17 protein-coding genes are annotated in these 13,278 nt (G+C 47.0%); 7 read left to right on the forward strand and 10 right to left on the reverse strand.

Features of this window, described 5'->3' with window-relative positions; all coding sequences use genetic code 11:
• Positions 1–28 precede the first annotated feature (28 nt).
• On the reverse strand, positions 29–1,153 hold the full coding sequence (locus AELLOGFF_RS02005) for an S-(hydroxymethyl)glutathione dehydrogenase/class III alcohol dehydrogenase (protein WP_159267099.1): 1,125 nt from the start codon (positions 1,151–1,153) through the stop codon (positions 29–31).
• A gap of 133 nt (positions 1,154–1,286) precedes the next feature.
• Here AELLOGFF_RS02005 and AELLOGFF_RS02010 point away from each other — a divergent pair, with 133 nt between their 5' ends.
• Positions 1,287–2,162: a LysR substrate-binding domain-containing protein gene (locus AELLOGFF_RS02010; RefSeq protein WP_200842583.1), complete on the forward strand. Its 876-nt coding sequence runs from the start codon at positions 1,287–1,289 to the stop codon at positions 2,160–2,162.
• A 109-nt stretch (positions 2,163–2,271) separates the two neighbouring features.
• Here AELLOGFF_RS02010 and AELLOGFF_RS02015 read toward each other — a convergent pair whose 3' ends face one another.
• Positions 2,272–2,655, reverse strand: a complete 384-nt coding sequence (locus tag AELLOGFF_RS02015; RefSeq protein ID WP_159267100.1) for a nuclear transport factor 2 family protein — start codon at positions 2,653–2,655, stop codon at positions 2,272–2,274.
• Positions 2,656–2,971: 316 nt separating this feature from the next.
• Here AELLOGFF_RS02015 and AELLOGFF_RS02020 point away from each other — a divergent pair, with 316 nt between their 5' ends.
• Positions 2,972–3,178 carry a hypothetical protein gene (locus AELLOGFF_RS02020; protein ID WP_159267101.1) on the forward strand — a complete coding sequence of 69 codons (207 nt, stop codon included), beginning with the start codon at positions 2,972–2,974 and terminating at the stop codon, positions 3,176–3,178.
• Positions 3,179–3,238: 60 nt separating this feature from the next.
• Here AELLOGFF_RS02020 and AELLOGFF_RS02025 read toward each other — a convergent pair whose 3' ends face one another.
• Entirely contained in the window at positions 3,239–4,750 is a 1,512-nt protein-coding gene (locus AELLOGFF_RS02025) for a transglutaminase-like domain-containing protein (protein ID WP_159267102.1), read from the reverse strand.
• Positions 4,747–5,730: an alpha/beta fold hydrolase gene (locus AELLOGFF_RS02030; protein ID WP_159267103.1), complete on the reverse strand. Its 984-nt coding sequence runs from the start codon at positions 5,728–5,730 to the stop codon at positions 4,747–4,749. Before AELLOGFF_RS02030 ends, AELLOGFF_RS02025 begins: the two co-directional genes overlap by 4 nt.
• 148 nt (positions 5,731–5,878) lie before the next feature.
• On the opposite strand from AELLOGFF_RS02030, the gene pomA reads away from it, so the two are divergent.
• The 4 genes from pomA (at position 5,879) to AELLOGFF_RS02050 (ending at position 8,523) form a co-directional block, all read left to right on the forward strand.
• A complete protein-coding gene (gene pomA, locus AELLOGFF_RS02035) occupies positions 5,879–6,649 on the forward strand; it encodes a flagellar motor protein PomA (protein ID WP_159267104.1) in 771 nt (256 codons plus the stop codon).
• Positions 6,650–7,492 carry a flagellar motor protein MotB gene (locus AELLOGFF_RS02040; RefSeq protein ID WP_235035531.1) on the forward strand — a complete coding sequence of 281 codons (843 nt, stop codon included), beginning with the start codon at positions 6,650–6,652 and terminating at the stop codon, positions 7,490–7,492.
• Positions 7,493–7,581: 89 nt separating this feature from the next.
• Positions 7,582–8,085 (forward strand): hypothetical protein, encoded by a 504-nt coding sequence (locus tag AELLOGFF_RS02045; protein ID WP_159267105.1) that lies wholly within the window; start codon positions 7,582–7,584, stop codon positions 8,083–8,085.
• A gap of 99 nt (positions 8,086–8,184) precedes the next feature.
• The gene (locus AELLOGFF_RS02050) at positions 8,185–8,523 is read left to right on the forward strand and encodes a HopJ type III effector protein (protein ID WP_159267106.1); all 339 of its coding nucleotides are present in this window, start codon (positions 8,185–8,187) and stop codon (positions 8,521–8,523) included.
• 47 nt (positions 8,524–8,570) lie between these two features.
• Here the strand turns inward: AELLOGFF_RS02050 and bfr are convergent, their stop codons facing one another.
• Positions 8,571–9,050, reverse strand: a complete 480-nt coding sequence (bfr, locus tag AELLOGFF_RS02055) for a bacterioferritin (protein WP_159267107.1) — start codon at positions 9,048–9,050, stop codon at positions 8,571–8,573.
• A 130-nt stretch (positions 9,051–9,180) separates the two neighbouring features.
• Positions 9,181–9,378: a bacterioferritin-associated ferredoxin gene (locus AELLOGFF_RS02060; protein ID WP_159267108.1), complete on the reverse strand. Its 198-nt coding sequence runs from the start codon at positions 9,376–9,378 to the stop codon at positions 9,181–9,183.
• Between the two features lie 244 nt (positions 9,379–9,622).
• Between AELLOGFF_RS02060 and AELLOGFF_RS02065 the strand changes: the two genes are divergently transcribed.
• Positions 9,623–10,225 (forward strand): peroxiredoxin, encoded by a 603-nt coding sequence (locus tag AELLOGFF_RS02065; protein WP_159267109.1) that lies wholly within the window; start codon positions 9,623–9,625, stop codon positions 10,223–10,225.
• 168 nt (positions 10,226–10,393) lie between these two features.
• Here AELLOGFF_RS02065 and AELLOGFF_RS02070 read toward each other — a convergent pair whose 3' ends face one another.
• The 4 genes from AELLOGFF_RS02070 to AELLOGFF_RS02085 form a co-directional block, all read right to left on the reverse strand.
• On the reverse strand, positions 10,394–10,975 hold the full coding sequence (locus AELLOGFF_RS02070; protein ID WP_159267110.1) for a superoxide dismutase: 582 nt from the start codon (positions 10,973–10,975) through the stop codon (positions 10,394–10,396).
• Between the two features lie 89 nt (positions 10,976–11,064).
• Entirely contained in the window at positions 11,065–11,697 is a 633-nt protein-coding gene (gene rnt / locus AELLOGFF_RS02075; RefSeq protein WP_159267111.1) for a ribonuclease T, read from the reverse strand.
• A 7-nt stretch (positions 11,698–11,704) separates the two neighbouring features.
• The gene (gene pyrC, locus AELLOGFF_RS02080; RefSeq protein WP_159267112.1) at positions 11,705–12,739 is read right to left on the reverse strand and encodes a dihydroorotase; all 1,035 of its coding nucleotides are present in this window, start codon (positions 12,737–12,739) and stop codon (positions 11,705–11,707) included.
• 145 nt (positions 12,740–12,884) lie between these two features.
• Complete coding sequence (locus AELLOGFF_RS02085; protein ID WP_200842584.1) at positions 12,885–13,190, reverse strand: ComEA family DNA-binding protein; 306 nt, start codon at positions 13,188–13,190, stop codon at positions 12,885–12,887.
• Between the last annotated feature and the right edge of the window lie 88 nt (positions 13,191–13,278).

Below are 13,278 nucleotides of genomic sequence, written 5' to 3' on the forward strand. Positions count from 1 at the left end.
GGCATGTCCTTTTGCTTTGTTGTTAGGGTTAATAGTGCACCACTGAGCGAATACTCTTACCTTCGTGCATTAAATCGAAAGCCTCGTTAATTTCTTCTAAGGGCATGGTATGGGTGATGAAATCACTTAGTTTAAACTCGCCAGCCAAGTAACGTTCTACGTAGTCGGGTAATTCCGAGCGGCCTCTAACGCCACCAAAGGCAGTGCCTCGCCAAACTCGGCCGGTAACGAGCTGGAAGGGGCGGGTCGATATTTCTTGCCCAGATCCTGCGACACCAATGATGACGGATTCTCCCCAGCCTTTATGGCAGCATTCAAGAGCAGAGCGCATCGTGTTGACGTTGCCAATACACTCAAATGAAAAGTCTACGCCGCCATCGGTCATATCAACGATGACGTCTTGGATTGGTTTATCAAAGAGCTTGGGGTTAACACAGTCCGTTGCACCTAGCTTTTTAGCAAGGTCAAATTTGGATTCATTAATATCAATGGCAATAATACGGCTGGCTTTGGCCATGGCTGCGCCAATTACCGCTGATAGGCCGATGCCTCCAAGACCAAAAATAGCAACGGTGTCGCCCTCTTTTACTTTGGCGGTATTCATCACCGCGCCCATGCCTGTTGTTACGCCGCAACCGAGAAGACACACCTCTTCAAGCGGTGCATTAGGGTTAACCTTGGCTAATGAGATCTCAGGCAAGACGGTATATTCGGAAAAAGTTGAGCAGCCCATATAGTGGAAAATGGGTTGGCCGTCTTTATAAAAGCGAGTAGTGCCGTCTGGCATGAGGCCTTTGCCCTGGGTTTCGCGAATTTTCTGACATAGATTGGTTTTGCCAGATAGACAAAACTTACACTCGCCACATTCGGGTGTGTAAAGCGGAATGACGTGGTCGCCTACTGCAACACTGGTAACACCCTCGCCAATCTGTTCGACAATGCCGCCTCCTTCATGGCCAAGAATGGCAGGGAAGATGCCTTCTGGGTCATCGCCAGATAAGGTGAACGCATCGGTGTGGCAGACCCCTGTTGCAACAATACGAACAAGTACTTCTCCTGCCTTGGGTGGCATTACGTCTACCTCTTCTATTTTGAGTGGCTGACCTGGTCCCCAAGCAATGGCGGCTTTGGATTTAATAAATTGTTCTGACATGGGGGATTCTCCAGATAATAAAAAGGGGTGGCAGTCGCGATCATGGATAGCCGGTTAGTTGCCTATTGTAATTGTTTCCAAGCTGGTGATAATGCTTAAAATAGAAAATTACTTTTACTGTGTGGTAATAATAATGATGATTTGGAGTGGGGTTAGCGAATTTGTTGCGGTGGCGGAAACGGGCAGTTTTACGGCGGCGGCAAAGCGCTTGCGGTTATCGGTAGCGCAAATTAGTCGACAAGTGACCGCGCTTGAGGCTCGCCTTAATGTTAGGTTGCTTCACCGAACAACCCGTAAAGTTATGTTGACTGAGGCGGGGGCGGTGTACTTTCGCCATTGTAGCCATGCCCTTGAGGGTTTGGATGAGGCTGAAAGAGCGGTGTCTGACCTTCAGTCGACGCCGCAGGGTAAAATTAAGCTCACGGCGCCGATTACCTTCGGGGAGGAGCGCATCATGCCGCTGGTTAATGATTTTATGGTGCTGCATCCTCAGTTGGAGGTCGAGTGTCACTTATCTAATCAGCTGGTAGATATTTTAGCCGATGGTTATGACTTGGCTATTCGTCTTGGGCATTTACCAGATTCTAGTATGATAGCGCGCAAGCTGTCGGTGCGTCGCCGATTTGTGTGTGCGGCTCCAGGCTATATTAATCGTTTTGGTGTACCCCACACATTGTCTGAGCTTGAGCAGCATCACTGCCTAGTGGGTGGAGCGGGTTATTGGCGTTTTGTAGAGGGGGGGAAGGCGCGAAGTATAAAGGTATCTGGCCCCCTGCGGTGTAATAGTGCCTACGCGCTGGTGGATGCAGCGCTGAAAAACTTGGGTTTAATACAGGTGCCAGATTACTACGTGCAAGAGCACATACAGCAAGGGCGTTTGCTGACGGCGCTGGAGCCTTATTGTGAGCCAGACGAGGGGATTTGGGCTGTTTACCCCTTTAATAGACAGTTATCGCCAAAAATTAAAAGTTTGGTCGCTTATTTGTCAGAGCATATGTCGGCTATCTAATATTGTCTGAGCTTGAACAACATCGGTGCTTTGTTATGGCGAGGGCAGCGGCTTATCTGCCCTCTTGTTGAAGTGAGGCGAACGGTGTACAGCTGCTGTGATTTGGCATCTAAAGGCGTTCAAGCATCTCTTTCATTTTGTCTTTTATTAAATTAATGGCCTTGTAGGGGCGTAACATCACTTTAAAGTCATCAATTTTGCCATCTTGATCCCAGTGAATCATGTCTACGCCATTGACTTGAACTCCGTCGACATCAACCATAAATTCCAAAATCGTATTATTAGCATCAGTCACTTCGCGGACGTAATGAAAGCTTTCATTCAGAAGTACGTGAAAAGCTGCGCTTAGGTACATTTTTGTGATGTCTTTACCGAGCTGTGGCGTGTGTACTACAGGGGAGTGAAAGCTTGCGTTGTCGGCGAGAATGTCATCAAGTTTTGACACATCTCCTGACGATATGAGTTGGTGCCAATTGGCTAGCTGGTTGGGCATGGTGTATATCCTTTTGTTGTTTATTATCTGCTCAGCTTAACAGAATGACTCTATGTTGACAGTATTAACATATCTGCGCGGGCTGGGCAGGTTTTGGGCCTGCAGTGTGTGTTTTCTTATAGATGCGGGTAGTTTGGTAATTAAATACCCCTTTATGAACCTGAGGGTGTGATAAAAATACTCATTATTTTTGTGCTTTTAATATTTCCTTAATACTACTGTCATATTCTTATCACATAATCTGCACTTCGATGGCCCTCTTGCAGTGTAAAGGCTGCCGCAAATTGATTAGCAGCCCAAGGGCGACGGAGTAGTTATGAGTGTAAATAGTTTTGTACGTGTAGTTATGCTTGCCGCAGCGGCTGTAATTTCTACACCAATGACGGCGATGGCAGATGAGCCAGTTCAATTAATTGAAGAAGTGACAGTTGTTGGCGCCGTTCGCAATGGATCTGTAGATGTTGCTGACATTGATATGGCTGGCGACGAAGCACTTCAAGAAATGCCGGTTGCCTACGAATAAGGCCGGTCAGTCTCTTTAGTTATTACCCGCTTTGGTCTCTTTTGTGGAGCCGCTGATGTTTCAGCGGCTCCTTATTTGTATTGCAGATTTAATATTAATATTGTGCAGTTGCTCGTTAATTTTTAGTATGTCTTTTTGGTCGCCGTCACTTAAACCAAGGGCGATATAACCGGCGGTGAATTCTCCAAGCCCACTGTCGTAGCTTTCCCAGCGCTCTCCCGTCCATGCCTGAACCCATGCATGAGGAACAAACACGTATTTTCTCCCTAAAAAGCGCTCGTTTGAGTAAGCCAGGCCGAATACCACTCTAGTGGGGATTTGGGCGGCTCTGGCGAGTGTTGCGAGCAGCAGGGCGTGTTCAGTACAGTCGCCTTTTTTGCTGTTGTAAGCCTCTAAAGCCGTGGAGTAACCCGAATAGCTGGGTTCTTCGCTCATGTGTCTTGTGACAAATCGTGTTAGGCGGCGCATTTTACCCGCTGCACTGCTGTTGTGGTCGGGTAGTATCTCGGTGACGAGGCTTTGGAAAAGCGGATTCTTTGCCGGTAACCAGTAGTTGTCTTCTAGTGCGGTGTTTAAATCTGATTGGCTTGGCTTCTCTTCATTGCCGCAGTCTTCGCAGATAACAAGCTCTGTCCCCTGATCTTTGATACTGCTGCGCTGCTCGTATGTGTTTGGTATTTTTAGGGTGAAATTACCGTCGAGTAGGTAGCGTATTTTTCCGTGCAAAGCGGTATCGGTGATTTTGTAGGGCGATCTAATTAGCTGACGATAGACGTGGGTGTTTGGGTTAAAACTAGCTGTCGCACAGGCTTTGTCGCAACTGCGAATGAGGACTTCATCGCCATTTGAAAAGCTGCGTTCTGTTAAGGCATGGAATTGTGCATCAGAGAAAATTTCGCTGTGTTTTATGCTGTCACCCTGTATTGTTTTTTGTTGTATGTGCCATACGTATTCGGGTTGCTCAGGGTTGCTATAGGGCTTGATGGTTAACTGAATTTTGTCAAATTGACGTGTGCTGAAATTCCAACTGAAGTACTCAAAAGGCTTTACGTTATCGCTATGAGACAGTAATGCGAGTCGGAGCCCTTCAGGTAAGTAAAAAGGCTGGGGGATGGTGTAATGCTCTTTTTGCGAGCTATTTTTTGTATTTAAGGTGAGGGTGTTGCCCTTAATGTTAGCCCTTAAGTGATGGTTTGTGTTGTTTGATTGAACTGTTTTAGAGAGAGAAATGGGTTTGCCGCTGGCAGATTCTTGGTAGCTGAGTGTGGTGGTGATATCTCGATTGGCTACACCTGGTTGGCTTAGGGTTACGGATAGTGTTTTGTTGGTGTTGATGAGGGTGGGTTTAATGGCTTCCGTAAGTATGTGGCGGTAACCCATTTTGTGACCACCTAGGCTAACAGTTTGCCACTGTTCATATTGAACCGTCGATGTGGCTAAATTAGCTTGTGTCTCAGGGTTTGGCGCATTGTTTACGCAACCTAAAAGTAGTGTGGCTATGAGGGCCATTAGCCAGTATTTACGGTCTTTTACTGGGCTTTGTCTGCTGCTTTGATGTGATACAAAGTTCATGATGAATGGCTAATTAAATTATGCCGTCGTAGCCAGTGGTAGCTTTTGGCTACAACTTGCTCGCAGTCTTCCTGAAGTATCATGTGGCCTGCATCTCTAATTACGACATGGCTTACTAGCGGTGATGCTTTGGCTATATTTCGCTCAAAATCTTTCTTTTTGTGTAAAAAAGATCGCTCCCCTCGCAGAACTAATGTGGGGATGGTCATTTTACTCAATGCTTGCCATGGGCAGTGTGTGTGCTGAAAGTTATGAGCCTCCCAAGTGCGGTTGTAGGTCAGGGAAAGCTGACCGTTCTCCTGTTCTTTCAAGCCTGCTAGGGCGTAGTCTTCGAAGGCGGCTTGGGAAAAGCGTCGGTATGCCGGTTTGCTGCGATGGTAGTCAATAAACGCCGCCCTACTTTGCCAGTGAGTTTGTCGTCGCAAGGTGCTTTTTACGAGTTTGATTTGACCCATTAATGCTTTGGGGGTAACAGGGGCTAGCAGAGGTACGACTCGTCCAGGCAGGGTGGCTGGGTCAAACATCACTAATGCTTTAAAGAGGTCGGGCCGTTTGACTGCGGCAAGCGCGCTTACAGTGCCGCCAATAGAGTGCCCCATAGCGATGACCGGGCCCTGCTGTAAAGTGTTGTGGCGATATTCTAAGAAAGCGATTAAATCATCAGCATGTTGCTGCCAAGAGAAGTCTGCTGGTGGCGGTTGCTGATCCCATGCGCCTCTGTTTTCAAGCCCCAATAAGCTAAAGTCGCGCTGGAAGTGCTTGAGGAAAAATTGATAGCTCGCGACTGGGAAGCCGTTAGCCGCAGAGAAGTGCAGGGGGGGAGCGGAATTTTTGCACTCCAGCCAGCTTGCGGGACCGAAGCCAAAATCATATTGATGCGATGTGAACATGTGTTGGTATTTTTCTACTAGGGGAGCTAAGCATACCACGCTGTTAAGTGTGGATTGTATTTCACCCTTATAACGATCTGGTGCTGCCAAATATTTTTCGTGCTATCAGGGTATTCTCTTATACAGAGAATCGGATTGTGGTCGTTAACTAGGTTACGTAGGCGGGCAATAGTAGGTGACGCTGTGTTCGTCAGCTACTCATTAATCCGTTTGGCAAATTCGGTATTGGAGAATTCTGTTGGATATCGCAACGCTTTTAGGCATGTTAGGGGCACTTGGTGTCATTGTCGTGGCAATTTTGATTGGCGGCAGTGCAAGTGGTTTTATCGATACGCCAAGTTTGCTGATTGTAGTCGGTGGAGGCTTGCTTGCCAATTTAGTTAAGTTTCCCTTAGATCAGACGATGGGGGCGTTTAAGGTGGCCTCTCGTGCTTTTGTTCACAAATCAACAAGCTCAGAAGCGCTAATTACTGAGTGCATGGAAATGGCGGGGGTGGCGCGTAAAGAAGGCTTACTTGGTCTTGAGTCACTTGAAATCAGTAATGAGTTTTTGAATAAGGGCGTGCAAATGGCGATAGATGGCCACGACCCTGAATTTGTGCGCAAGGTTCTGAACAAGGAAATCAACCTAGCTATTGAGCGCCATGAAATGGGCGAGGCTGTCTTTAAGGGGTTTGGCGAGTCTGCTCCCGCGATGGGGATGATTGGCACCTTGGTTGGGTTGGTGCAAATGATGTCGAATATGTCAGACCCAAAGGCGATTGGTCCGGCGATGGCAGTTGCTTTGTTGACCACTCTGTATGGCGCCGTCTTGGCAAATGTCGTTGCCTTGCCAATGGCTGAGAAGCTTGCATTTCGGACCTCTGAGGAGCGTCGTAATCGCCACTTAATCCTTGAGGCGGTTGATGGTATTCAAGAGGGGATTAACCCGCGGGTGCTTGAGTCTCTGCTCACCACGTATTTGCCAGAAAATAAGCGTGAGCTAGATAAAAAGGTTGAGGAGGCATAAGTGGAAGATGTTCCCGCCAAAAAACCAGATGCTGGCGCTCCGGCTTGGGTGCTAACCTTTGCTGATTTGATGTCATTGCTTTTGGCATTTTTTGTTTTGTTGTTTTCGTTTTCAGAAATGGATAAGCAAAAGTTTAAAGAGCTGTCGGGTTCGATGAAGGATGCCTTCGGTGTTCAGCGGGAGTTACCGGCGTTTAAGCCACCCATTGGCACGAGCATGATTGCCAGAGATTTTACTCCCGGCACGGTGAGGCCAACGACGGAAGATCAAGTACGGCAAGAAGCGTTACAGGAAATGACGACCTTTGTGTCGGAAGAAGCCGATCAATCTATGCTGGATGACTTGGAAAAAGTAAAAGAACATTTGGCGCTAGAGATTGATGAGGGTTTGGTTGAAGTAGAAAATGATGGTAATCAGGTAATAATTATTAGAATTCGTGAGCGCGGCTCGTTTCACTCCGGTAAAGCAGAGTTAGCGGCAGGCTTTGATACGGTGATAGATAAATTTGGTAATGTGCTGAATGATATTGCGGGTCAAATAGTGGTAGCGGGGCATACCGATAATGTGCCAATCCATACTGACCGATTCTATTCAAACTGGGATTTGTCGTCGGCAAGGGCTGCCACGGTGATTCGTAGTATCGTTGAAAGTAGTGGTCAATTGCCTAGTCGGTTTAGAGTGGCAGGCTATGCTGACACCCGTCCTATCGCTGATAATACAACTGTTGAGGGGCGTGCGCGTAATCGGCGCGTAGAAATTTTTATGCTGAGGGGGGCAACGCAAGAGCCTGCTATGGGCAGCGTGACGGGCGAATTTAGCACTTCAATAAGTGGTGGAGAGTAGAATGCTTAATTTTTTATTTGTAGAGGAGCGCTTAAGCCGGCATTCAGTTTACTCCTGATACCTTGTCTACACACAAAGGAGAAACAACTATGACGAATATAAAAGCACTACATTTTGGAAGTCCCCTGTTGATCCGTAATCTTGCACTTATTGGGTTGCTCGTTGTTGCGGTTGCCGTGTCGCCAAAGCGGGCTCATGCGGATGGTGTTGAAACTGCGGCCGCGATAATGATTGGCGCAGCGGTGTTGTATGCGGCTCATGACTCTCATCGTGACGATAGGCATTATAGTAAAACATATCAGCAAAAGAGCCATTCTCATCAACAAGTAGTTTACAGAAACCCTGGCCATCATCAGGCTAGCTATAATAGTGGATATAGCTACAACAAGGGATATTCAAACCAGGGTAGTTACCGTTATGAAAATGGTAAATCCCAACACCATGCTAACAACAACCATTCAGATCGGTATGCTCGCGATAACCATGATCGGCAGGGTAAGCAAAATACCAAGGGGCGAGCTCAATTAAATGATCGTCAAAAGCACAATGAAAAATATTGGAATACACGGGTTAAGATAAGTCAGCGACATTAAGCCAGCTAGCACACCATTTAAAAATACCGGACAGGCTCCGGTATTTTTTTGTTTATAATTTGTGCTGGTACTTTTGATGTAGCGCTAATAGGAATATTAATGAAAATTGAACAGTTAATAGAGAAGCTTAATACTGGGCCGCAAGCCTTTTCTGAGGTTATGGCGGTCATTGACGCGGAGTATGATTTTACGCCATGTGCATTTAGCAATGGTGAGCAAAAAAATGAAGCGGGAACTAATAATGGGTCTTGTAAGATTTTTGCGTTTGGTTTGATGCATCAATTAAGCGTGCAAGCTACTTTGAATGCATTTGGTGATTTTTATACTAAAGACGTCTTGGCTCATCCTGAGGGAACTGATCACGCGAATATACGCAATTTTATGCACAGTGGTTGGGCTGGGGTTGGATTTGAGGGCGAGGCGCTAAAACAGAAGTAATTATATAGGTGCCTCATTAAATGAGGCACCTTTGTACAATTGGGTAATTAGTTGCCAATGCTGCCCATCATTGATTGTTGGTAATTTTGAAGTCCGACTTTGTCAATCAAACTGAGCTGGGTTTCTAGCCAGTCGACGTGCTCTTCTTCAGACTCTAAAATTCCTTCCATTAGTTCACGGCTACCATAATCACCGACAGACTCGCAGTATTTAATGCCATCTTTAAGGTCGGGAATCGCTTTTAGTTCAAGGCTTAAGTCGCACTCTAGCATTTCCTTGGTGTTTTCGCCGATTAACAACTTGCCAAGATCTTGTAGGTTTGGAAGGCCTTCTAAAAAGAGAATACGTTCAATGAGTTGGTCTGCGTGTTTCATTTCGTCGATAGACTCATGATATTCGTAGTCGGCCAGCTCCTTAAGTCCCCAGTCTTTGAACATGCGGGAATGAAGAAAATATTGATTAATCGCTACGAGTTCATTGCCGAGGGCTTTATTGAGGTAGGCAATAACCTTGCTGTCACCTTTCATGCTTGTGATCCTTTTTACGATTAGCTGTTTGCGAAGCCTAAAGTGTGCGCGCAGCGGCGAGGAAAAGTCAAGCTAAGTGATTGATTTTAAAGCGTTAAGAGAAGGGTAAGGCTAATCGTTATCAGTTGCGTTAGGCTGCGGCATAGCACAGGTTTTCGTCATAGCTGTTTAGATAGCTATCATAAACATTGCGCGCTAAGGTGCCACATTTTCCGCACTGGCTTGCCAGTTCAAGTTCACGGCGAACTTCGCGGAAGCTACCTGCGCCAGCATCTACGGCATCACGAATATGCTTGTCGGTAATACCTTTACAGAGACAAACGTACATATTAATTTCAATCCCGATAAGATTAATCTTGAATGTCAACGATAATGCAAATGAGAATGCTTGTCAATTATGATTTTTCTTATGCTACAGAGGTGTTTCAATAGTACAAAGCTATGATCATAATAATAAAATTCAATGGGATTGGCTGGGAGCGGGGTGTATGATTGCCGGTCTGAATCATGTTTAACGGCATACTTTGCCGTTTAATAAATTTATATTAATTAACTAATCAGAGGTGTATGAAATGGGTGTTTTAGTAGGCAAGCCGGCTCCAGATTTTACGTGTGCAGCAGTACTTGGTACTGGTGAAATTGTTGATAGCTTTACACTGAGCGAAGCGGCTAAAGGCAAGTATGCATTACTGTTTTTCTACCCATTAGATTTCACGTTTGTTTGTCCTTCGGAGTTGATTGCATTAGATCACCGTATGGATAAATTCCGTGAGCTGGGTGTGGAAGTGATCAGTGTATCTATCGATTCTCAATTCACTCATAACGCATGGCGCAACACGGCAATTAAAGATGGTGGTATTGGCCCAGTAACCTACACTATGGCTGCTGACGTTCGCCACGATATTTGCCGTGCTTATGATGTAGAAGCAGAGGGTGGTGTGGCTTTCCGCGGTGCTTTCCTTATCGATAAAGAAGGTTTGGTACGCTCACAGTTGATCAATGATTTACCCCTTGGTCGTAACGTTGATGAGCTTGTACGTTTAGTAGAGGCATTACAGTTCCATGAAGAGCACGGTGAAGTTTGCCCTGCAGGCTGGAACAAAGGTGATAAAGGTATGAATGCATCACCTGATGGCGTTGCTGCTTATCTTTCAGAGAATTCTGATCAGCTATAAGTTTTTGCGATAGTCGGAACCCGTACTTTTGAACGAGAGTGCGGGTTTTTTTATTTATGTAAGGTACTCATTGCCAAAGGCTTTAGGAAATACACTTGCAGTTAGTCTATAGGCTAAAAAAAACCCCGCGGAAGCGGGGTTTGATTTACAACTTGGCAATACGCAATGTTATGCGAAGTTAGCCGCAGCAAATTCCCAGTTTACCAAGTTCCAGAAGCCCTCTAAGTATTTGGGACGTGCATTGCGATAGTCAATGTAATAAGCATGTTCCCAAACATCGGCAGTGAAAAGCGGCGTTTGGCCTTCACGGGCAATAGGGGTGTCGGCATCGTCAGTGTTAACAATTTCTAAGCTGCCATCGGTATTTTTAACCAGCCATGTCCAGCCTGAACCAAAGTTACCAACCGCTTTGCCATTGAAGGCAGTTTTGAACTCGTCAAAAGAGCCGAATGCTTTGTCGATTGCCGCTGCTAATTCACCCGTTGGAGCACCGCCACCGTTGGGGCTTAGGCTGTTCCAGTAAAAGGTGTGGTTCCATACCTGAGCGGCTTGGTTAAATAAAACGCCACTTGATGTTTTGATGATGTCTTCCAGTGATTTACCTTCAAACTCGCTGCCAGGTACCAACTCGTTCAGCTTGGTCAGGTAAGCGTTATGGTGCTTGCCATGGTGGAAGTCTAAGGTTTCGGCGGAAATGTGTGGTTCTAAGGCATCTTTTGCATAAGGTAGTGCGGGTAATTCAAAAGCCATGTGATTCTCTCCTGAGTATGGTTTTGTGTTGTAAAGCTATTATGTTCTGCCGATATTTTCACTGTTAGTCGTGAATTATTCCAGCAAAATCAGGGCCAACGCCAACCGCCTAGCTGCTGCCAGCGATTGACAATTTGGCAGAACAGCTCTGCGGTTTTAAGCGCATCGTAAGCCGCGCTATGAGCTTCATTGTTATCGAAGTCAATGTCGGCCAGCTGACAAGCCCTAGCTAACACAGTGTGGCCATAAGCAAGCCCTGATAGGCTTGCGGTATCCATCACTGAAAAGGGGTGGAAGGGGTTGCGTTTAATATTGCTGCGCTCGATGGCGGCTAACACAAAGCCGAGATCGAAGTGCGCATTGTGCCCTACCAGCACTGCACGAGTGCACCCATTAGCCTTAACCTGCTGGCGAATCCGTTTCATCAACTCGCCCATTACAGTGACTTCTTTTTGAGCCTGTCGCAATGGGTTGTGGGGGTCAATACCGGTAAATTCAAGGGCCGCAGGTTCTAAATTCGCACCTTCGAAAGGTTCGACGTGGTAGTTTACCGTGTCGTCTGGTTCGAGTTGGCCAGAGTCATCCATGCGTAAAAAAGTGGCCGCGATTTCAAGAACCGCGTCTGTTTGGCTATTAAATCCCCCTGTTTCGACGTCAATAACGACAGGGAGAAAGCCTCGAAAGCGTTGTGCAATCATCGATTTTTCATCGCTGAAATCCATAGTTGTCTCAGGCGAGCTGCCATTGCAGCTGTTCACCGCCACGCAGTGGGTAAATAGTATCTGATCCTAGCGGCAGTTGCTCCGGCGCGGTCCAGCTGTTTTTATGCAAGATGATCGTGTCACTGTTGCGTGGCAGTCCGTAAAAATCTGGGCCATAAAAGCTAGCAAAGGCTTCAAGTTTGTCCAGCTTGTCTGCGGCTTCAAAGGCTTCGGCATACAGTTCGATAGCGGCGTAGGCGGTGTAGCAGCCCGCGCAGCCGCAGTCTGTTTCTTTGCGGTGACGCGCATGAGGGGCGGAGTCGGTGCCCAAGAAAAACTTTGGGCTGCCTGATGTCGCTGCATTAATAAGTGCTTGTTGATGAGTGTTGCGCTTAAGAATGGGCAGGCAGTAATAGTGGGGGCGTATGCCTCCGGCCAGCATATGATTGCGATTATACAGCATATGGTGGGCGGTGATTGTTGCGGCGATATTGGCGCTGGCGCCACTAACAAACTGAGCCGCATCTGCAGTGGTAATATGTTCCAAGACCATTTTTAAGTCGGGGAAGTTAGTGGCAATCGGTGTTAAATGGCGCTCAATGAAGCGTGCTTCGCGATCAAAAATGTCAATATCGGCGTCGGTAACTTCGCCATGCACTAGGAGGGGTAAACCGTATTTCTCCATCGCGGCGATGACGGGATAAAGTTTTTCTATGCTGGTGACGCCAGAATCCGAATTTGTTGTGGCGCCTGCAGGGTACAACTTGGCCGCAAACACCGTGTCTGATGCGGCGGCATCGGCAATATCAGCCTCTGTGGTGTTGTCAGTCAGATACAGCACCATGAGAGGGGTAACTTGGTGGCCGCTTGTTGGTAGTGCTTGGATGATGCGTTGCCGATAAGCATTAGCTTCGATTAGATTTCTAACGGGTGGAGTCAAGTTAGGCATAACGATCGCGCGGCCGAAATATCGACTTGCGTCGGCGACTGTATGGGGTAACGCGTCGCCGTCACGTAGGTGAATGTGCCAATCGTCAGGGCGGGTAATTTCTAGGGTTTGCATGTTGTGCCTTAATACAAGCTCCCGTTATTGGCCCAAAGTCGGGCTTGGTTGGAAGCGTAGTGTCTGGCGGGGAATGCTACAGGAATTTGCTTGGGGTATAAACACCCGCGGTATGCGTTTGGCGGGTGTTTATACTGGCTTAAGCTTACTCTTCACTTGGTGGTGGCGCCCCGATTTTGCTGAATGTCAGCTCGTTGCTATTGGCTTTAACAATGCTGCTACCAACGCCGGGGACCTTGATGAGATCTTCCGGTGACTGGATTTCGCCATTTTCCTCGCGGTAGCGAATAATCGCTGCTGCTCGTTTGGGGCCAATGCCTTTCAGAGTCTGTAGTTCTTCCGCGCTGGCGGTGTTGATGTCCATCGCGTTGGCGGAATTAAAAAGAGGAAGGCTCAAAAGTAGAATAAATAACACGTGGCGCACGTATACGCGGCAATGGGAGTATTTCATCGTAAAAGTTCCTTTTAAAGATGAAGTGGGTGGTAGTTTTAAAGTGAGCGCACACTCCGGTGGACTCACTTTAAGCATAGAGCATGTC

It is taken from the genome of Zhongshania aliphaticivorans (genome assembly GCF_902705875.1).
In the GTDB taxonomy this organism is placed as follows: Bacteria; Pseudomonadota; Gammaproteobacteria; order Pseudomonadales; family Spongiibacteraceae; genus Spongiibacter; species Spongiibacter aliphaticivorans_A.